The organism is Protaetiibacter mangrovi (assembly GCF_024752305.1).
In the GTDB taxonomy this organism is placed as follows: Bacteria; Actinomycetota; Actinomycetes; order Actinomycetales; family Microbacteriaceae; genus Homoserinibacter; species Homoserinibacter mangrovi.
The window spans coordinates 267,402-287,091 of the sequence record NZ_JANTHX010000004.1; the positions used below are offsets into that span (position 1 = coordinate 267,402).

Below are 19,690 nucleotides of genomic sequence, written 5' to 3' on the forward strand. Positions count from 1 at the left end.
CGCGGAACTGCGCCGGAGCAACCCTAGCGGGTTTCATCGTGTGACGACGCGTTTCGGGGCGGATGCTCAGCCGTGGATACCCTCGATGGCATGAGCTCGCACCGCGCCCAGAGCAGCTACCAGGTCCGCTTCGAGTGGGGGGCCGACGGCGCCCGCGCGATCGCCGACGGCGTGCACGCCGTCGTCTGGGTCGACGAGCTGGGCGTCGAGCAGGTGCCCGAGCTCGGGGTCGAGGTGGTGGCCGGGGCCCTGCGCAGCGCGGATGCCGTCGCCCGCTGGTCGCTCGCGCGGCAGGCCGAGCTGGGCGGCCGCTTCGTCATCGCCGTCGTGGCCGCGGGGGTCCGCCAGTCGGACGGGACCCTGCGGTTCGCGGTCGAGGACCTGCTCGCCGCCGGCGCCGTGATCGACGCGATCGCCGAGCTCGGCATCGACCACCAGTCGCCCGAGGCCGCGGCCGCGGCATCCGCCTACAGTGGTCTGCGCAACGCGACCCGGCACCTGGTCACCGCATCCGTCTCCGCGCGCGAGCTCGGCGGTGTGCAGCTCGAGCTGACCCCCGAGCCCGAGGTGCGGCGCCTCAGGTGATCGAGGAGCGCCCGCGAAGCGGACGCGTCTCGAGATCAGCTCCCACCCAGCGCACCATGCCGCCGTGCGCATACCCTCGAAACATGTTCGAGGCGAAGCTCGGGGACCAGGTCATCGCACGCGCCCACGCGGATGACGTCATCCACATCGAGGGCAATGTGTACTTCCCGCCGTCCGCGGTGGTCGACGGGGTGCTGCGCGACAGCCCCACCCCCTACACCTGCCCCTGGAAGGGCGCCTGCCAGTACTTCAGCGTGCGCGACGGCGAGGACTGGCTGACGGACCGCGCGTGGAGCTACCCCGAGATCCTGCCGACCGCGGTCGACCGCGTGGGTCGCGACTTCGCCGGCTATGTGGCGTTCTGGAAGGACGTCCAGGTGGAGCGGGTCGCCGCGTAGCTCTCAGCCGAGAGCGGCGACGGCCTCCACGCCGACGAGTGCACCGGGTCGGCCGAGACCGGCGACCTTCAGCACCGTGACGGCGGTCGCACGCGGCCCCCACACCTCCATCGACGCCGCGTAGGCCGCGTTCGGGTCGACCGCCGCGTCGAGGTAGATGGTGAGCTTGGCGACGTCCTCGGGCGAGGCGCCCGCCTCCTCGAGCACGGCGAGCACGTTCCGCAGCGCCTGCACGGTCTGCTCGCCGAGTCCCGGCCCGACGAGCTCACCCGAGCCGTCGACGCCGTTCTGCTCGCCGACGAACAGCAGCCGTCCGGCGGGGACGATGGTGCCCTGCGAGAAGGCGGGGTTGCGGTGCAGGGTGCCGGGGTTGAGGTGTTCGATCACGATGATGTCCTCTCGTCACCCGACCGCCGAGACGGCGGTCGGCGCTGGCGCCGCGCGGAGGTCAGAAATGACCTCCGCCTCGAGCGGAGCGCGCGCGATGCGCACGCACCTTGGCGCGGTTGCCGCACCGCTGCATCGAGCACCAGCGGCGGCTGTCGGTGCGTGATTCGTCACGGTAGACCATGCGGCAGTCATCGGCGTCGCATCGGCGGATGCGACCGTCGGAGCGCCCGGCGAGGTTGACGACCGCCTCGCGGGCGAGCATCGAGAGTGCCTGCGCCGCGCGGATGCGGCCGGCGCCCGCCTGCCGGCGCCCGCCGTCGAGAGCGGGCGGGACGTCGGGGGTGGCCGCGAAGAGGTTGAGGGTGTCGATGTCGTCGGGGGCGAGGGGCTGCCCGTCCGCCGCCGCGATGTAGAGGCGGGTGAGCGCCGCGCGCAGGATGAGGGCGTCGGCGAGGTCGCGCTCGCCCGGCTCGTCGGCGGGCGCGGTCGTGACGTGCTCGGCGAGCCAGGCGCCGAGGTCGTGCGGCGAGTGCAGTCGCTCCCACGCCGGCACCCCGCGCCCCATGTCGCCCGTGTAGGCGAAGTCGAGGCTCTCGGCTCCCGCGTCGAAGAACCAGGCGGGGCCGTCGGCAGGATGCATCCACTGTCCCGTGCTCACGGTAACCACCGTAGTCGGTTAGGCGGAATCACCCACGCGCCATCATCCGGCGGATGCGGAGGCCGCGGGCCTGCCACACCAGCCACAGCCCGAACCAGACGAGCGGCGTCGCGATGCCGGCCGACACGTCGAGCCGGTCGCGGTACCGGGTGCCGCCCGACGCGAGCGGGGTCACCGCCATGCGATGCCGCCAGGAGGTCACGATCGCGAGCGGTCCGCTGATCGGCCCGCCCGCGTCTTCCAGGATGCGGGTGCCGTCGAGGCGCCGGGTGCGCACGAGGATGCGCTGGCGCCCGAGCGGGAGCACGCCCGCCCCGCGCAGGCGCACCACCGCGTCGTCGCCGTCGCTCCAGCGCTGCGGCAGCTCGGTCTCGGGCGTCATGACGAGCAACGGCGCGTACGCGCTCGCGGCGGCATCGGGCGAGGTGACGATCGCCCACGCGCGATCCGCGTCGCACCCGACGCGGAAGCTGAGCTGCACCCTCATGCGCGGCGCGCCCAGCTGATCCCGAGCGACGGGTCGAATCGGCGCGAGCACACGCCGCACGAGGTCGGCCGGGTCGGTCGCCGGTAGCGGTAGCTCACGTGGCCGTTCGGGCAGGTGCCCACCCACGGCGCGAGCTCGGTGGGCACCGGACCCTCGTGGGTGCGGCCGCCGACGTAGCCGAGCTCCGCCGCCACCTGCTTCCACGTCGGGCCGTGGCCCGCCCGCTGACCCGCGATCGCGTGCGCCACCTCGTGCAGCAGGGTCTGGTGGATGTCGTCGTCGTCCGAGCGCAGGGCGATGTGCCGCGACACCGAGATGCGCTTCGCCGTGTAGTTGCACAGCCCCGCCCGGGTCTTCGCGTTGTCGAAGGCGAAGGTCCACGACGGGTCGAGGTGCAGCTTGATGAGGGCGTCGGCCCAGGTGCGCACGCGCGGGAGGTCGGCCATCGTCAGCCCTCCTGCAACTCGACGAGGCGCACCGACAGGATGCGGTCGTCGCCCGCCTGCGGCGAGCCGCGCCCGTCGGTGTTGTCGGTCACGAACCACAGGGTGCCGTCGGCGGCCGGCAGCACCTCGCGGATGCGGCCGTACTCGCCGGTGAACCAGGCGACCGGATCGAGCGTGCCGTCGAGTCGCGGATAGAGGGCCCACACCCGTTCGCCCCCGAGCCCGGCGAGGAAGAAGGTGCCGTCGACGTAGCTCAGCGCGCTCGGGCTCGCGTCGTCGGTCGGCCATTGCGCGACCGGGTCGATGAAGCGGGGGTCGCCCGCCCGGCCCTCGACGATCGGCCAGCCGTAGTCGGCACCGGGTTCGATGCGGTTCACCTCGTCCCAGGTGTCCTGCCCGAACTCCGCCGCGTAGAGCTGCCCGTCGTCGTCCCAGGCGAGACCCTGCGGATTGCGGTGCCCGAGCGAGTAGACGAGCGACCCGGCTGTGGGGTTGTCGGCGGGCACGCCGCCCTCGGGGGTCATGCGCAGGATCTTGCCGTTGAGGCTCGCCGGGTCCTGCGCCCGCTCGGGCACGCCCGCGTCGCCGACCGTCGCGTACAGCATGCCGTCGGGCCCGAACGCGATGCGCCCGCCGTCGTGGTTGCGGGCGCGGGCGAGGCCCGTGAGCACCTCCTGCGGCGCGCCGAGCGACAGGTCGTCGCCGAGCGGCATCCGCACGATCCGGTTGTCGGATGCCGTGGTGAGGTAGGCGTACAGCCAGCGCCCGTCGTCGTCGGTCAGCAGCGCGAGCCCCAGGAGCCCGCCCTCGCCCTCGTGCACGACTCCGGGCACGGTGCCGATCGGGTGGAGCGAGCCGTCGAGCGCGAGATGCTCGATCGCACCGGTGTCGCGTTCGCTCACGAGCGCCTCACCGGGCGCGTCGGGCAGCAGCACGACCGACCACGGACTCGTGAGGCCCGAGGCCACCACCACCGGATCGCCCGCCGGCTGCACGGGGCCCCGCGGTTCCGGACTCGGGGTGGCGGAGGGCGTCGCCGGGGCCGTCGATCCGGGCCGCGGGGTCGGCGCCGTGCACCCGGCGAGCAGCGCGACGAGCACGAGGGCCGTCGGAAGCGCGGCGCGGGGGATCACGCCTCCATTTCAGCACCGCGCGCCGACGTGCGCCGGACGGCTCAGCGCTTCGGCGGGATCTGGAAGACCCCGCGCCCCGGGGGAGGAGATGCGACCGCCGTCGCATCGGTCACCACGGGCGCCCCCGCGATCCACTGCCGCAGCGGGTGACCGTGCACGAGCTGGCCGGGATGCGGTCCGCCGGCCAGCAGCCGCGGCATCCAGTCGAGCGGCAGCTCGGTGGGCGAGGCGGCGAGCACGAAGTTGCCGAAGCGGCGCCCCTTGATCACCTGCGCCTCCCCGAGCACCGCGACATCCGCGAACACCATGCCGAGCGTCGCGGCCTGACCCCGTGCGAAGGCGGCGCCCTGGCCGTCGGCGATGTTCGCGAGCAGCACCCCGTCGGGGGCGAGGAACGCGGCGCACTCGGTGTAGAACTCGACGCTCGTGACGTGCGCCGGCGTGCGCGCGCCCGAGAACACGTCGACCACCAGCAGGTCGACCGTGCCGCGCAGGCCTGCGGGCAACCGGCCGAGCACCTCGCGGGCGTCGCCGTAGCGCACCCGGATCGACGCGCCGCGCGGCAGCGGCAGCTCCTCGCGCACGAGCTCGACGAGCGCCGGTTCGAGCTCGATCACCTGCTGCCGCGAATCGGGGCGGGTCACGGCGATGTAGCGCGGGATCGTGAGCGCCCCGGCACCGAGGTGCAGCGCGGTGATCGGGGCGCCGGGTTCGCGCAGCTCGTCGATCACGTGCCCCATCCGGGCGATGTACTCGAAGAACAGGTGGGTGGGGTCGTCGAGGTCGACGTGCGACTGCGGGGTGCCGTCGACCACGAGCTCGTAGCCGGAGGTGAGGCGGTCCGGGCGCACCTCGGCCCGCATCCCGTTCGACAGGCGCACGCCCGGCAGCTCCTCCACATCCCCATTCTGGTCGCGAACCGTCCCGACCGCGGATGCGGGGGTCAGCCCCACCCGATCCGGGGGTCACCTCCCTGCCCGGCCGCTCGGGCGCGGAGCAGGCTCGATGCGGAACGAGAGGAGTCCCCCATGACCACCACCCCCCGCCGCACCCTGGCCGCCGCGGCCGCCCTCGCCGTCGCCGCCGTCGCGCTCGCCGGCTGCGTGCACCTGCCCTCCGCGGCGGGTGCGCCCCGGGTCGACGAGACCTACGCCGTCTCGGACGACGTGCACGCCCTGCGCCTCGAGACCGCGGGCGACGTCGTCGTGCAGCTCGGCGACGAGCCGGGACTCACCGTGCGCGCGCCCCGCTCGGTCGTCGACCGGCTCACGGTCGACGAGGAGGACGGCACCCTCGTGCTCGGCATGACCGGTCCGGGCATCTGGGCCGGCCGCATCGACTACACGCTCACGGTGCGCACGCTCGACGACGTCGAGGTCGAGGGCTCCGGCGACGTGCGCGCCGACCTCTCCGCGGCCCATGACGTCGCGATCGACATCACCGGCTCGGGTGACGTGCGGGCCACGGGCGTCGACGCCGACTCGGTCGACGTGGCGGTCGAGGGATCGGGTGACGTGCGCATCGAGGGGACCGCGGATGCCGGGCGGCTCTCGGTGAGCGGGTCCGGCGACATCGACGCCGCCCGGCTCGTGCTGCGCACCGCATCCGCCGAGACCTCCGGCTCGGGCGACGTCGCCGTGCACGCCACCGGCACCCTCGACGCCCGCATCTCGGGCTCGGGCGACATCCGGGTGACCGGCTCGCCGCGCGTCACCCGCGACGTCTCCGGCTCGGGCGACCTCGTCGGCGCCTGAGCGCGGCCGCCCGCCCGCTGCTCCCCGCATCCGTCCACCCCGCCTTCGCCCGAATCAAGGAACCGAGCAACCCGAATCAAGGAGTCGGTGTTGCCGGTGGGGCGGGCGGGACGGATGGGGCGCTTCCGGGAGGCGGGTTCCTTGATTCGGGTTGCTCGGTTCCTTGATTTGGGATGCCGGGGACGTCGATGGGAGACGCCCGAGTGGGAGGCGCAGGCGGCCCCGACGCGCGGTTATAGACCCGTCCGGGATGGATGTCAAGGAATAGCTGGACACGGCGCGTCGTTTCGTCCTATAGTTGTTCTTTGCGCTCCCCCATCACCCCTGCCCTCATATCGCGGTCGGCCGGTGTGTGCCCGGAGGCGGTTCCCGAAAATAGCGGCGGGACGCCTGCGACGAACCGGAGTGATTCCCACTGACCGACACGAACTGGGACCGACGGGTCCCACGGAGGTTGTTTTCCTTTGGCTGCTGCGCGCTCCGCATCCAGTAAGAACTCCCCTAAGAACGGTCGCGGCGCTTCGCGGCTCTCGTTCGCCAAGATCACGGACACCCTGACGGTTCCGGATCTCCTCGCCCTGCAGACCGAGAGCTTCGACTGGCTCGTCGGCAACGACGCGTGGAAGGCGCGCATCGCGGACGACCCCGCTGCGCCCACCACGACGGGTCTCGACGAGATCTTCGAGGAGATCTCCCCCATCGAGGACCTCGGCGAGACGATGCAGCTGAGCTTCTCGAACCCCGAGCTCGAGGAGCCCAAGTACACGATCGAGGAGTGCAAGGAGCGCGGCAAGACCTTCGCCGCCCCCCTGTACGTCAACGCCGAGTTCATGAACCACATGACGGGCGAGATCAAGACCCAGACCGTCTTCATGGGCGACTTCCCGCTCATGACCGAGAAGGGCACCTTCATCATCAACGGCACCGAGCGTGTCGTGGTCTCGCAGCTCGTCCGCTCGCCGGGCGTCTACTTCGAGCGCACCCCGGAGAAGACCTCCGACAAGGACGTCTTCTCGGCGCGCGTCATCCCGAGCCGCGGTGCGTGGCTCGAGTTCGAGATCGACAAGCGCGACCAGGTGGGCGTGCGCATCGACCGCAAGCGCAAGCAGTCGGTCACCGTGTTCCTCAAGGCGCTCGGCATGACGAGCGAGGAGATCCTCGAGGCCTTCGCCGGCTACGAGTCGATCGCCTCCACCCTCGAGAAGGACGCCATCCTCACCAAGGAGGAGGCGCTCAAGGACATCTACCGCAAGCTCCGTCCGGGCGAGCAGGTGGCCGCCGAGGCCGCCCGCGCGCTGCTCGACAACTTCTACTTCAACCCGAAGCGCTACGACCTGGCCAAGGTGGGTCGCTACAAGATCAACCGCAAGCTCGGCCTCGACGCCCCGCTCGGCGACTCGGTGCTCACGATCGACGACATCATCGCGACGATCAAGTACCTCGTGGCCCTGCACGCCGGCGAGACCACGCTGCCCGGCGTGCGCGACGGCAAGAAGGTCGACATCCGTCTCGACACGGACGACATCGACCACTTCGGCAACCGCCGCATCCGCGCGGTCGGCGAGCTCATCCAGAACCAGGTGCGCACCGGCCTCAGCCGCATGGAGCGCGTCGTGCGCGAGCGCATGACCACCCAGGACATCGAGGCGATCACGCCGCAGACGCTCATCAACGTGCGTCCGGTCGTCGCCGCGATCAAGGAGTTCTTCGGAACCTCGCAGCTCTCGCAGTTCATGGACCAGAACAACCCGCTCGCGGGTCTCACCCACAAGCGCCGCCTCTCGGCGCTCGGCCCGGGTGGTCTGTCCCGTGAGCGCGCCGGCGTCGAGGTGCGCGACGTGCACCCCTCCCACTACGGCCGCATGTGCCCGATCGAGACGCCGGAAGGCCCCAACATCGGTCTCATCGGATCGCTCGCGAGCTTCGCGCGCATCAACTCCTTCGGGTTCATCGAGACCCCGTACCGTCGCGTCTCGGGCGGCAAGGTGTCGAGCACGATCGACTACCTGACCGCCTCGGAGGAGGACGACTTCGTCGTCGCCCAGGCGAACGCGCCGCTCGAGGCCTCGGGCAAGTTCAGCGAGCCCAAGGTCCTCGTCCGCAAGAAGGGCGGCGAGGTCGAGCTCGTCGACGCCGACCAGGTCGACTACATGGACGTCTCGCCGCGCCAGATGGTGTCGGTGGCGACCTCGCTCATCCCGTTCCTCGAGCACGACGACGCGAACCGCGCCCTCATGGGTGCGAACATGCAGCGCCAGGCCGTGCCGCTGCTGCGTTCCGAGTCGCCGCTCGTCGGCACCGGTATGGAGGGCTACGCCGCGATCGACGCCGGCGACGTCATCACCGCCCAGAAGGCCGGTGTGGTCGCCGAGGTGTCGGCCGACGAGGTCGTCGTGCAGCTCGACGAGGGCGGCACGCAGTCCTACTTCCTGCGCAAGTTCGACCGCAGCAACCAGGGCACGAGCTACAACCACCGTGTGATCGTCTCCGCGGGCGACCGGATCGAGGCCGGCGAGGTCATCGCCGACGGTCCGGCGACCGAGGCGGGCGAGCTCGCGCTCGGCAAGAACCTGCTGGTCGCGTTCATGCCGTGGGAAGGCCACAACTTCGAGGATGCGATCATCCTGAGCCAGCGCCTCGTCTCCGAGGACGTGCTCAGCTCGATCCACATCGAGGAGTACGAGGTCGACGCCCGCGACACGAAGCTCGGCAAGGAGGAGATCACCCGTGATCTCCCGAACGTCAGCCCGGAGCTGCTCGCCGACCTCGACGAGCGCGGCATCATCCGCATCGGCGCCGAGGTGCGCCCCGGCGACATCCTCGTCGGCAAGGTCACGCCGAAGGGCGAGACCGAGCTGTCGGCCGAGGAGCGCCTGCTGCGCGCCATCTTCAACGAGAAGAGCCGCGAGGTGCGCGACACCTCGCTCAAGGTTCCTCACGGCGAGGAGGGCACCGTCATCGGCGTCAAGGTGTTCGACGCCCAGGACGGCGACGACGAGCTCGGCTCGGGCGTCAACCAGCGGGTCGTGGTGTTCATCGCGCAGAAGCGCAAGATCACCGAGGGCGACAAGCTCGCCGGCCGCCACGGCAACAAGGGCGTGATCTCGAAGATCCTCCCCGCCGAGGACATGCCGTTCCTCGCGGACGGTACCCCGGTCGACGTCATCCTCAACCCGCTCGGCATCCCCGGCCGCATGAACTTCGGCCAGGTGCTGGAGACCCACCTCGGCTGGATCGCCAAGCAGGGCTGGAAGGTCGAGGGTTCGCCCGAGTGGGCCGCGAAGCTGCCGAAGGAGGCCCATGAGGCCGCCCCCGGCACCAAGGTCGCGACCCCGGTGTTCGACGGCGCGGCGGAGGAGGAGATCGAGGGTCTGCTCGACTCGACCCTGCCGAACCGCGACGGCGACCGGATGATCGACTCCTCGGGCAAGACCCGGCTGTTCGACGGCCGCTCCGGCGAGCCGTTCCCGCACCCGGTCTCGGTCGGCTACATGTACATCCTGAAGCTGCACCACCTGGTGGACGACAAGATCCACGCCCGCAGCACCGGTCCGTACTCGATGATCACCCAGCAGCCGCTCGGTGGTAAGGCGCAGTTCGGCGGCCAGCGCTTCGGCGAGATGGAGGTGTGGGCCCTCGAGGCCTACGGCGCCGCGTACGCGCTGCAGGAGCTGCTCACCATCAAGTCGGACGACATCCTCGGCCGCGTGAAGGTGTACGAGGCGATCGTCAAGGGCGAGAACATCCAGGAGCCCGGCATCCCCGAGAGCTTCAAGGTGCTCATCAAGGAGATGCAGTCGCTGTGCCTGAACGTCGAGGTGCTCGGCGCGGACGGCTCGGCCCTCAGCCTCAAGGACACGGATGACGAGGTCTTCCGCGCCGCCGAGGAGCTGGGCATCAACATCTCCACCCGCTTCGAGTCGTCGTCGATCGACGACATCTGATCCGGGCCACACCAGGTTTTCGTAGAGAAAAGAAGCGAGAGAGAACACACACGTGATCGACGCAACAACTTTCGACCAGCTGCGCATCGGCCTTGCCACGAGCAAGGACATCCGCGAGTGGTCGTACGGCGAGGTCAAGAAGCCCGAGACCATCAACTACCGCACGCTCAAGCCCGAGAAGGACGGTCTCTTCGGAGAGCAGATCTTCGGGCCGAGTCGCGACTGGGAGTGCTCGTGCGGCAAGTACAAGCGCGTGCGCTTCAAGGGCATCGTCTGCGAGCGCTGCGGCGTGGAGGTCACCAAGAGCTCCGTCCGTCGTGAGCGCATGGGCCACATCGAGCTCGCCGCCCCGGTGACGCACATCTGGTACTTCAAGGGTGTGCCGAGCCGCCTCGGCTACCTGCTCGACATGGCGCCGAAGGACCTCGAGAAGGTCATCTACTTCGCCGCGTACATGGTCATCGACGTCGACGAGGAGGGCCGCCACGCCGACCTCCCCGGCCTCGAGAACGAGCTGCGCCTCGAGATCAAGACCCTCGAGCAGCAGCGCGACGACCGCCTGAACGCACGTCTCGTGCAGCTCGAGGGCGACCTCGCAGCGCTCGAGGAGGAGGGCGCCAAGGCCGACCAGAAGCGCAAGGTCAAGGACGCCGGCGAGAAGGAGATGGCGCAGATCCGCCGCTCCTTCGACGAGCAGATCAAGCAGCTCGAGGAGGTGTGGGACCAGTTCCGCAACCTCAAGGTCGGCGACCTGAAGCCCGAGGACTCGGTGTTCCACGAGCTGCAGGACCGCTTCGGCCTGTACTTCGAGGCGCACATGGGCGCGGAGGCGATCCAGCGTCGCCTGCAGGCCTTCGACCTCGAGGCCGAGGCCGAGCTGCTCCACGAGCAGATCGCCAACGGCAAGGGCCAGAAGAAGATCCGCGCGATCAAGCGCCTCCGGGTCGTCAACTCGTTCCTGCAGACCGGCAATTCGCCGGCCGCCATGGTGCTCGACGTCGTGCCGGTGATCCCGCCGGAGCTGCGCCCGATGGTGCAGCTCGACGGCGGTCGCTTCGCGACCTCCGATCTCAACGACCTCTACCGTCGTGTGATCAACCGCAACAACCGTCTTCGTCGTCTGCTCGACCTCGGCGCCCCCGAGATCATCGTCAACAACGAGAAGCGGATGCTGCAGGAGGCCGTCGACGCGCTGTTCGACAACGGCCGCCGCGGCCGCCCGGTCACCGGTACCGGCAACCGTGCGCTCAAGTCGCTCTCCGACATGCTCAAGGGCAAGCAGGGCCGGTTCCGTCAGAACCTGCTCGGCAAGCGCGTGGACTACTCGGGCCGTTCGGTCATCATCGTGGGTCCGCAGCTGAAGCTGCACCAGTGCGGTCTGCCGAAGCAGATGGCGCTCGAGCTGTTCAAGCCGTTCGTCATCAAGCGCCTGATCGATCTGAGCCACGCCCAGAACATCAAGGCCGCCAAGCGCATGGTGGAGCGTTCGCGCCCGCAGGTGTGGGACGTGCTCGAGGAGATCATCCGCGAGCGCCCCGTGCTGCTGAACCGCGCGCCCACCCTGCACCGTCTCGGCATCCAGGCGTTCGAGCCGCAGCTCGTGGAGGGCAAGGCCATCCAGCTGCACCCGCTCGTCTGCACCGCCTTCAACGCGGACTTCGACGGCGACCAGATGGCCGTGCACCTCCCCCTCTCGGTGGAGGCGCAGGCCGAGGCCCGCATCCTGATGCTCGCCTCGAACAACATCCTGAAGCCGTCGGACGGCCGCCCGGTGACCCTGCCCTCGCAGGACATGATCATCGGTCTGCACCACCTGACGACGGTCACCGAGGGTGCCGCAGGCGAGGGCCGCGCGTTCTCGTCGCTGTCCGAGGCGATCCTCGCCAAGGACGAGGGCACGCTCGACCTGAACGCCCAGGTGCGCATCCGCCTCGAGGGCGTCTACCTCGAGGACGCGCCCGAGGGCTTCGTGCAGGGCTCGACCAAGGTGCTCGAGACCACGCTCGGCCGCGCCCTGTTCAACCAGGCGCTTCCGGTCGACTACTGGTACACCGAGGCCGTCGCCGACAAGGGCAAGATCTCCGCGATCGTCAACGATCTCGCGGAGCGCTACCCCAAGGTGGAGGTCGCCGCGGCGCTCGACCGCATCAAGGACGCCGGCTTCCACTGGGCCACGCGCTCGGGTGTGACGGTCGCCCTCTCGGACATCCTGACCCCGGCCGACAAGCCCGTCATCGTGGCCAAGCACGAGAAGCAGGCTGCCAAGGTCCAGTCCGAGTACGACAAGGGTCTGATCGACGACGCCACGCGCCGCAAGGAGCTCATCGACATCTGGACCGAGGCGACCGCCGAGATCGCGGCCTCGATGCAGGCGAGCTACCCGAAGGACAACAACATCTTCCGGATGGTGTCGTCGGGCGCCCGTGGTAACTGGCTGCAGGTGCGCAACATCTCGGGTATCCGCGGCCTGGTCGCGAACCCGAAGGGTGAGACCATCGCGCGTCCGATCATCTCCTCGTACCGCGAGGGGCTGAGTGTGGCGGAGTACTTCATCGCCACGCACGGCGCCCGCAAGGGTCTCGCCGACACCGCCCTCCGCACCGCGGACTCGGGCTACCTGACGCGTCGTCTCGTCGACGTCTCGCAGGATGTGATCATCCGCGAGGACGACTGCGGCACGACCAAGGGTCTCGAGATCCGCATCGCGCAGAAGGTCGGCGACGAGCTGATCCGCGACGAGAACGTCGAGAACTCGGTGTTCGCGCGTTCGCTCGCGGAGGCCGCGGTGGACGCGAAGGGCGAGGTGATCGCGGAGGCCGGCTCGGACGTCGGCGACGTGCTGATCAACAAGCTCATCGCGGCCGGTGTCGAGAGCATCAAGGTGCGCTCGGTGCTCACCTGCGAGTCGGCGGTCGGCGTCTGCGCCGCCTGCTACGGACGCTCCCTCGCGACCGGCAAGCTCGTGGACATCGGCGAGGCGGTCGGCATCATCGCCGCCCAGTCGATCGGCGAGCCCGGCACGCAGCTCACCATGCGTACCTTCCACCAGGGTGGTACCGCCGGTGCGGACGACATCACGCAGGGTCTGCCGCGTGTCACCGAGCTCTTCGAGGCCCGGACTCCGAAGGGCGCGAGCCCGATCGCGGAGGCCGCCGGTCGCATCGAGATCGAGGACACCGACAAGCAGCGCCGGATCATCCTCACGCCCGACAACGGCGACGAGCCGCAGATCTACCCCGTGCTCAAGCGCGCCACCCTCCTCGTGGAGGACGGCCAGCACGTGGAGCTCGGCCAGCAGTTCGTGGTCGGAAACCTCGACCCGAAGGAGGTGCTGCGCGTGCAGGGCGTCCGCGCCGTGCAGCAGCACCTGGTCGACGGCGTGCAGGGCGTCTACCGCAGCCAGGGTGTGCCGATCCACGACAAGCACATCGAGGTCATCGTGCGCCAGATGATGCGCAAGGTGACCGTCGTGGAGCACGGCGACACCGACCTGCTGCCGGGCGAGCTCGTGGACCGCGCGCGGTACACGGAGCTCAACCGGGCCGCGATCGTCGAGGGCAAGAAGCCCGCGTCGGCGCGCCAGGAGGTCATGGGCATCACGAAGGCGTCGCTCGCGACGGAGTCGTGGCTGTCGGCCGCGTCGTTCCAGGAGACCACCCGCGTGCTCACGCAGGCGGCGATGGAGGGTCGCTCCGACCCGCTCGTCGGTCTCAAGGAGAACGTCATCATCGGTCAGCTCATCCCCGCCGGCACCGGACTCTCGAAGTACCGGAGCGTGGCGGTGGACGCGACCGAGGAGGCGAAGGCGGAGCGCTACCCGAACCGCATCTTCGCGGACGACTCGGCGTTCTCGGAGGCCGACCTGAGCTTCGTCGACTTCGACAGCTTCAGCTCGGACGACTTCCAGCCCGGCACCTACAGCTGAGCTGCGGCGCGGGGGTTCCACGCCCCCGCGCCCGGCTCACTTTCACAACGAAGGCCCCCGTGTCAACGGGGGCCTTCGTCATTCTCGCCGTGCGGGTGGGCGCTCTAGGCTGGGGTGCACCACGCGAAGGAGCCCTCATGGCCGAGCCCACGGACCCGAACACCCCCACCGAGCCCGAGGTCGTCGCCCCCGCGACGGTCGAGCCGGTATCCGCCGCCGAGCACGTCGGCGTCGACCCCGTCGTGCCGGAGGTCGACGAGGCCGAGGTCGTCGACGACGTCGCCGAGCCGGTCGTGGTCGAACCCGAGCCGGTGGTCGTCACCGCCGAGCCCGTGGTCGAGGCCGCACCCGCCGCGGTGCCGGTGGAGGCGCGCGAGGTCGTCTACGTGCAGGCGCCCACCCCGCCCACCGCCCGCCACAACCGCGGATTCGGCGTGCTGATCTCGCTGCTCGGCGCGGCGGCGTTCGCGCTCGCCTACCTCGGCGTGGTGGCGATCCTGATCGCCCTGACGGGCGCGTCCGTCGACTCCTCGCTGCCGCAGTTCCTCACGAGCCTCTCGTTCTGGGTGCCGGTCGGCGTCTACGCGGTGTTCGCGTGCCTGTTCGCGCTGATCGTGAACCGCGCCGCCTGGTGGGCCCACGTGCTCGGCAGCCTGTTCGTCGCGATCCTGACCTACGCGATCTCGGGCGGCATCATCCTGCTCGCCCTCGGCGCGATCGGCATGACCGCCGAGGAGGGGGTCGCGAAGGCCGCCGAGGTCTTCGGCTCCCCGCTGCTGATCACCGCCCTCGTGCTGGCGCGGGAGATCTCCCTCTGGTTCGGCCTCGCGATCGCCGCACGCGGTCGGCGCGTGAAGGAGCGCAACGCCGCCGAGCGCGCCCAGTTCGAGCAGAGCGTGGCCGACCGCCGTGCCGAGTATGAGCGAGCCCACCCCTCCGCCTGAACGGCCCCGCCATCCGGAGCGCGTCGCCGGGATCTTCGTCGCCGTCAGCTGGGCGGCTCTCGTGTTCGCGGTGTTCGGTGCGATCGCCGTGCTGCTCGACCGGGATCCCGTCGAGCAGTCGGTGAGCCCGTACTTCGGCCCCGTCACGATCCTGCTCGGCATGGGGGTGGTCTACCTCGGCATCGTGTTGACGGTCCCCGCGCGGACCCCGTGGCTCGGCGCGCTCGCCACCGCGGCGGGCGTCTACCTGGTCACCCTCGCGGCGGCCGCGGTCGTCGACATCTCGCTCGCCCTCGCCGAGGCCGTCAGCCCGTTCCTGCTCGCGGCGGCGGCGCTCGCCGCGGCCCCGCCGATCGGATGCTGGGCGTACTTCCGTCGCTGAGTACCCCCCGCATGCGGGTATCGCCCGGGCGGCGCACTCCGCATAGCCTGACCATCTCAGGGATGTGGGGTCCCTGATCGAGATGCCCGTTCGGGGGGACGGCATCCCGGATCACCGTGCAGACACCTAGGGGGGTGGCATGGCCTCCCTGTCCGAGATCCTGATCATCCGCGGTCAGCTTCCGATCACGTCGATCGACGCCGCGGCGGGAGACGACGAGACCCAGATCCGCGAGCTCGTCGCGACCGGTCTGCTGAGCGAGAGCCAGGTGGCCTCCGCCCGCGCCGCCCAGCTGAACCTGCCGTTCGTCGATCTCACCGAGTACCCCGTCGACCACTCCGCCGTCGCCCTCGTGCCGATCGGTCTGCTGCGCCGCCACGAGGTGCTTCCGATCGGCCGCGACGGCGATCGGCTGCTCGTCGCGATGGCCGACCCGAACAACGTGGTGGCGCTCGACGACATCCGCGCCGCCGTGCGCTTCTCGGTGCGCGCCGTCGTCGCCGAGCGTCAGGACCTGCTCAACGCGATCGCCCGCTTCGTGCGCGCCGACAACGAGCTGAACGACCTCTCGAGCGAGATCGAGGGCGACACCGAGTCGGCGGGGAGCGAGCTCGAGCGCGCCGAGGTCGAGGACGACGCGCCCATCGTCCGCTTCGTGAACCTGCTGATCAGCCAGGCGATCCAGGACCACGCGTCCGACATCCACATCGAGCCGGCCGAGCACGACCTGCACGTGCGGTATCGCATCGACGGCGTGCTGCACGAGATGCAGCGCGCGCCCAAGACGATCCAGAACGGCGTCATCAGCCGCCTCAAGATCATGAGCGACATCGACATCGCCGAACGGCGCAAGCCGCAGGACGGTCGTCTCTCGGTCATGCACGGCGGCAAGAAGATCGACCTCCGCGTCGCGACCCTGCCGACGGTGTACGGCGAGAAGGTCGTCATGCGTATCCTCGACAACTCGTCGACGCAGCTCGGCATCCAGCAGATGGCGATGCTCGACCACAACCTCGAGCGCTTCAAGAAGTCGTACTCGAAGCCGTACGGCATGATCCTCGTGACCGGTCCGACGGGTTCCGGTAAGTCGACGACGCTGTACACGACCCTCAACGAGGTCGCGAAGCCCGAGATCAACGTGATCACGGTCGAGGACCCGGTCGAGTACCGGCTCCCCGGCATCAACCAGGTGCAGGTGAACGTCAAGGCGGGCCTCACCTTCGCGAGCGCCCTGCGCAGCATCCTGCGATCGGACCCCGACGTCGTGCTGATCGGTGAGATCCGCGACCAGGAGACCGCGCAGATCGCCATCGAGGCCTCGCTCACCGGCCACCTCGTGCTCTCGACGCTGCACACCAACGACGCGCCGAGCGCCGTCACGCGTCTCATCGAGATGGACATCGAGCCGTTCCTGGTGGGGTCCGCGCTCGACTGCGTGGTCGCCCAGCGACTCGCGCGGCGCCTGTGCGACAAGTGCAAGCAGCCGTACCACCACCCGCCCGAGGAGCTGCAGGCGCTCGGGTTCGCCTTCGACCCGCGGATGGGGATCCCGACCCTGTTCCGCCCGATCGGCTGCCAGCACTGCTCGAACACGGGCTACCGCGGCCGGATGGCGCTGCACGAGGTCATGACGGTCACCGAGGACATCGAGCGCCTCGCCGTGTCGCGGTCCTCGAGCGCCGAGATCGGGCGCGTGGCCGTGCAGCAGGGCATGTACACGCTCCGTCAGGACGGCTGGGGCAAGGCTCTGCTCGGCATGACGAGCATCGAGGAGATCCTCCGCGTCGTCGCCTGACGACGCGATCGGGAGGTTCCGCATGGAGGGGGAGGACCAGCGCGTGACCAACAACAACAACATCTACGAGATCCCGTTGACGGATCCGGGGGCTCCGCCGTTCGGCGCGCCCGGCGCGAGCGGCACGCTGCCGCCCCCGCACGGCGTGCTGCCGCCCGACGCGATGCCGTCGGTCGACTTCTCGCAGCTGCCACCGCCCGGGGCGAGCGCCCCGCCCGTGCTCGACACCGCCGCCGCGCCGGTCGCGCCGGTCGCGTCGGCCGAGCCCGCCGCCTTCCCCGCCGCTCCGGCGTCGATGCCCGGGCTCACGCCGCCGCCCGCGGTCGACCTGCAGGTGCCGAGCTTCGATGCCGGCGCGGCCATGGGTCCCGGATTCGGCGCACCCGTCGCCCCGGCCGCCCCGATGGCGACCCCGGAATCGGTGCTCGACGACGACTTCGCCCGCGCCGCGCGCGCGAACGCGGACCCCGACCTGCTGCACTGCCTGCAGGAGGTGCTGCTGGCCGGCGCATCCGACCTCCACATCTCGACCGGCACCTCGCCGCTGCTGCGCATCGACGGCACGCTGACGCCCGTGCACGAGCAGCCCATCTGGGACCGCGAGAAGACCGCCACGGCCCTGTACAGCATCCTGTCGCCGACCCAGCGGGCGAAGTTCGACGAGGTGCTCGAGCTCGACTTCGCGTTCACGCTCTCGGCCAACGCCCGCTTCCGTGTGAACTTCTACCAGCAGCGCGGGGCCATCGGCGGGGCGTTCCGCATCATCCCGACCGAGATCAAGAACCTCGGCCAGCTGGGTGTGCCGGGGCAGGTGGGGGAGTTCGCCAAGCTGCCGCGTGGTCTCGTGCTCGTGACCGGCCCGACCGGTTCCGGAAAGTCGACGACGCTCGCCGCGCTCATCGACCTCGTGAACACGACGCGCCGCGACCACGTCGTGACGGTCGAGGACCCGATCGAGTTCCTGCACCAGAACAAGAAGGCGCTCATCAACCAGCGCGAGGTCGGCGCCGATACGCACTCCTTCGGCAACGCCCTCAAGCACGTCCTCCGCCAGGACCCCGACGTGATCCTCATCGGCGAGCTCCGCGACCTCGAGACGATCTCGGTCGCGCTGACCGCGGCCGAGACCGGTCACCTCGTGTTCGCGACGCTGCACACGCAGAGCGCCGGCTCGACGATCGACCGTGTCATCGACGTGTTCCCGCCGCACCAGCAGGATCAGATCCGGGTGCAGCTGGCGGCGACCCTGCAGGGCGTGGTCTGTCAGACCCTCGTCAAGCGCGCCAACGGCCGCGGGCGCGCCGTGGCCACCGAGATCATGTTCATCACCCCGGCCATCGCCAACCTCATCCGCGAGGGCAAGACCTACCAGGTCACCTCGGCGCTGCAGTCGGGTGCCGCTCAGGGCATGCACACGATGGACCAGCACCTCGCCGAGCTCGTCAACGGCGGCGAGGCCGCCTACGACGCGGCGATGGAGAAGGTCCAGGATCCCGAGACCTTCAACCGGCTCGTGACCCGCCGCGACCTCAACAACAACGGCCAGACTGCGAGGAACATCTGATGGCAGCAGGAGCAGCGGTCGCATCGCCGACCCGGAACTGGGCGTACCAGGGCCGAGACGGCGGCGGCAAGCTCGTCAAGGGCAAGCTCGAGGCGCCGACCGAGAGCGCGGCCGTCGACCGGATGCGCGCGATGGGGCTCAGTCCCGTCAAGGTCAACGAGTCGGCGGCCGGCACCGGCCTCAACCGAGAGATCGAGATCGGCAGCGGATCGCGCGTGGGTCTCAAGGACCTCGCGGTGCTCTCGCGTCAGGCCGCCACGATGGTGAGCGCCGGCCTCTCGCTGCTGAAGGCGCTCGCGATCCTGGCCGAGCAGACCGAGAACAAGAAGCTCAAGTCGACGCTCGCCACCGTCGCGCGCGACGTCGAGGTGGGCTGGTCGTTCTCCGACGCCCTCGGCAAGCATCCGCGGGTCTTCCCGCCGCTCATGGTCAACATGGTGCGCGCGGGTGAGACCGGTGGCTTCCTCGACGGCGCCCTCGACACGATCGCCGTGAACTACGAGAAGGAAGCCAAGCTGCGCGAGCAGATCAAGTCGGCGATGACGTACCCCGTGATGGTCTTCATCATGTCGATCGTCGCCGTCGTGATCATGCTGCTGTTCATCGTGCCGATCTTCAAGGACATGTTCGCCGGGTTCGACGCGGAACTCCCGCTGCCGACGCTCATGCTCGTCTGGCTCAGCCAGGCGATGGTCTACGTGGTGCCCGTGCTGATCGTGGGCGGTATCGCGTTCTCGATCTGGTGGAACGGGAACAAGAACACCGAGCGGGTCCGCAAGACGGTCGACCCGCTGAAGCTCAAACTGCCGATCTTCGGCAAGCTGATGTCGAAGATCGCCATCACCCGGTTCTGCCGCAACCTCGCCGACATGGTCAAGGCGGGTGTGCCGATCCTGCAGGCCCTCAACATCGTGGGCGAGGCGTCGGGCAACTGGGTGATCGAGCAGGCGTCGATCAACATCGCCAACTCGGTGCGCGTCGGCAAGTCGATCTCCGGGCCGCTCTCGGAGGAGAAGGTGTTCCCGCCGATGGCGGCGCAGATGATCGCGGTCGGCGAGGACGCCGGTGCTCTCGACACCATGCTGTCGAAGGTGGCCGACTTCTACGACGACGAGGTCAAGGCCACCACCGAGGCGCTCACCTCGATCATCGAGCCGCTGCTGATCGCCTTCCTGGGCGTCGTGGTCGGCGGCATGGTGATCGCGCTCTACATGCCGATCTTCAGCATGATCAACGTCGTCGGAGGCGCCTGATCCTGTCCCCCCATCGCGGGATACCGCCTGGG

Annotated in this window: 16 protein-coding genes; 10 read left to right on the forward strand and 6 right to left on the reverse strand. The window is 69.9% G+C overall.

Annotated features, from left to right (window positions below):
- Positions 1-90: 90 nt before the first annotated feature.
- Both NUH29_RS03470 and NUH29_RS03475 read left to right on the forward strand, forming a co-directional pair.
- Positions 91-585 carry a 2-phosphosulfolactate phosphatase gene (locus NUH29_RS03470; RefSeq protein WP_258797578.1) on the forward strand — a complete coding sequence of 165 codons (495 nt, stop codon included), beginning with the start codon at positions 91-93 and terminating at the stop codon, positions 583-585.
- 83 nt (positions 586-668) lie between these two features.
- Positions 669-983, forward strand: a complete 315-nt coding sequence (locus NUH29_RS03475) for a DUF427 domain-containing protein (RefSeq protein WP_258797579.1) — start codon at positions 669-671, stop codon at positions 981-983.
- A gap of 3 nt (positions 984-986) precedes the next feature.
- Here the strand turns inward: NUH29_RS03475 and NUH29_RS03480 are convergent, their stop codons facing one another.
- The 6 genes from NUH29_RS03480 to NUH29_RS03505 all read right to left on the reverse strand — a co-directional run bounded on the left by NUH29_RS03480 (position 987) and on the right by NUH29_RS03505 (position 4,996).
- Positions 987-1,370, reverse strand: coding sequence for a RidA family protein (locus tag NUH29_RS03480; protein WP_258797580.1), 384 nt, complete (start codon positions 1,368-1,370; stop codon positions 987-989).
- A 61-nt stretch (positions 1,371-1,431) separates the two neighbouring features.
- On the reverse strand, positions 1,432-2,031 hold the full coding sequence (locus tag NUH29_RS03485) for a CGNR zinc finger domain-containing protein (RefSeq protein WP_258797581.1): 600 nt from the start codon (positions 2,029-2,031) through the stop codon (positions 1,432-1,434).
- A 28-nt stretch (positions 2,032-2,059) separates the two neighbouring features.
- On the reverse strand, positions 2,060-2,518 hold the full coding sequence (locus tag NUH29_RS03490; RefSeq protein ID WP_258797584.1) for an SRPBCC family protein: 459 nt from the start codon (positions 2,516-2,518) through the stop codon (positions 2,060-2,062).
- A complete protein-coding gene (locus NUH29_RS03495; protein WP_258797585.1) occupies positions 2,515-2,964 on the reverse strand; it encodes a SprT-like domain-containing protein in 450 nt (149 codons plus the stop codon). Before NUH29_RS03495 ends, NUH29_RS03490 begins: the two co-directional genes overlap by 4 nt.
- A 2-nt stretch (positions 2,965-2,966) precedes the next feature.
- On the reverse strand, positions 2,967-4,097 hold the full coding sequence (locus tag NUH29_RS03500; RefSeq protein ID WP_258797588.1) for a PQQ-dependent sugar dehydrogenase: 1,131 nt from the start codon (positions 4,095-4,097) through the stop codon (positions 2,967-2,969).
- A 41-nt stretch (positions 4,098-4,138) separates the two neighbouring features.
- Positions 4,139-4,996 (reverse strand): spermidine synthase, encoded by an 858-nt coding sequence (locus NUH29_RS03505; protein ID WP_373317430.1) that lies wholly within the window; start codon positions 4,994-4,996, stop codon positions 4,139-4,141.
- Between the two features lie 129 nt (positions 4,997-5,125).
- On the opposite strand from NUH29_RS03505, the gene NUH29_RS03510 reads away from it, so the two are divergent.
- The 8 genes from NUH29_RS03510 to NUH29_RS03545 all read left to right on the forward strand — a co-directional run bounded on the left by NUH29_RS03510 (position 5,126) and on the right by NUH29_RS03545 (position 19,658).
- Positions 5,126-5,851, forward strand: a complete 726-nt coding sequence (locus NUH29_RS03510; protein WP_258797589.1) for a head GIN domain-containing protein — start codon at positions 5,126-5,128, stop codon at positions 5,849-5,851.
- Between the two features lie 464 nt (positions 5,852-6,315).
- The gene (gene rpoB, locus NUH29_RS03515) at positions 6,316-9,795 is read left to right on the forward strand and encodes a DNA-directed RNA polymerase subunit beta (RefSeq protein ID WP_258797592.1); all 3,480 of its coding nucleotides are present in this window, start codon (positions 6,316-6,318) and stop codon (positions 9,793-9,795) included.
- Between the two features lie 52 nt (positions 9,796-9,847).
- Entirely contained in the window at positions 9,848-13,720 is a 3,873-nt protein-coding gene (gene rpoC, locus NUH29_RS03520) for a DNA-directed RNA polymerase subunit beta' (protein ID WP_258797593.1), read from the forward strand.
- 137 nt (positions 13,721-13,857) lie between these two features.
- Positions 13,858-14,664, forward strand: a complete 807-nt coding sequence (locus NUH29_RS03525; protein WP_258797595.1) for a hypothetical protein — start codon at positions 13,858-13,860, stop codon at positions 14,662-14,664.
- Positions 14,639-15,046: a hypothetical protein gene (locus NUH29_RS03530; protein ID WP_258797597.1), complete on the forward strand. Its 408-nt coding sequence runs from the start codon at positions 14,639-14,641 to the stop codon at positions 15,044-15,046. Before NUH29_RS03525 ends, NUH29_RS03530 begins: the two co-directional genes overlap by 26 nt.
- Before the next feature lie 139 nt (positions 15,047-15,185).
- Complete coding sequence (locus NUH29_RS03535; protein WP_258797599.1) at positions 15,186-16,841, forward strand: GspE/PulE family protein; 1,656 nt, start codon at positions 15,186-15,188, stop codon at positions 16,839-16,841.
- A gap of 43 nt (positions 16,842-16,884) precedes the next feature.
- Positions 16,885-18,405 carry a type IV pilus twitching motility protein PilT gene (locus tag NUH29_RS03540; RefSeq protein WP_258797602.1) on the forward strand — a complete coding sequence of 507 codons (1,521 nt, stop codon included), beginning with the start codon at positions 16,885-16,887 and terminating at the stop codon, positions 18,403-18,405.
- Positions 18,405-19,658: a type II secretion system F family protein gene (locus NUH29_RS03545; RefSeq protein ID WP_258797603.1), complete on the forward strand. Its 1,254-nt coding sequence runs from the start codon at positions 18,405-18,407 to the stop codon at positions 19,656-19,658. Before NUH29_RS03540 ends, NUH29_RS03545 begins: the two co-directional genes overlap by 1 nt.
- Positions 19,659-19,690 lie beyond the last annotated feature (32 nt).

Excerpts from the sequence above, each read along its gene's own strand:
- NUH29_RS03470 (WP_258797578.1), top strand. The coding sequence starts at position 91 with ATGAGCTCGCACCGCGCCCAGAGCAGCTACCAGGTCCGCTTCGAGTGG.
- NUH29_RS03475 (WP_258797579.1), top strand. The coding sequence starts at position 669 with ATGTTCGAGGCGAAGCTCGGGGACCAGGTCATCGCACGCGCCCACGCG.
- NUH29_RS03490 (WP_258797584.1), bottom strand. The coding sequence starts at position 2,518 with ATGAGGGTGCAGCTCAGCTTCCGCGTCGGGTGCGACGCGGATCGCGCG.
- NUH29_RS03495 (WP_258797585.1), bottom strand. The coding sequence starts at position 2,964 with ATGGCCGACCTCCCGCGCGTGCGCACCTGGGCCGACGCCCTCATCAAG.
- NUH29_RS03510 (WP_258797589.1), top strand. The coding sequence starts at position 5,126 with ATGACCACCACCCCCCGCCGCACCCTGGCCGCCGCGGCCGCCCTCGCC.
- NUH29_RS03525 (WP_258797595.1), top strand. The coding sequence starts at position 13,858 with ATGGCCGAGCCCACGGACCCGAACACCCCCACCGAGCCCGAGGTCGTC.
- NUH29_RS03530 (WP_258797597.1), top strand. The coding sequence starts at position 14,639 with ATGAGCGAGCCCACCCCTCCGCCTGAACGGCCCCGCCATCCGGAGCGC.
- NUH29_RS03535 (WP_258797599.1), top strand. The coding sequence starts at position 15,186 with ATGGCCTCCCTGTCCGAGATCCTGATCATCCGCGGTCAGCTTCCGATC.
- NUH29_RS03545 (WP_258797603.1), top strand. The coding sequence starts at position 18,405 with ATGGCAGCAGGAGCAGCGGTCGCATCGCCGACCCGGAACTGGGCGTAC.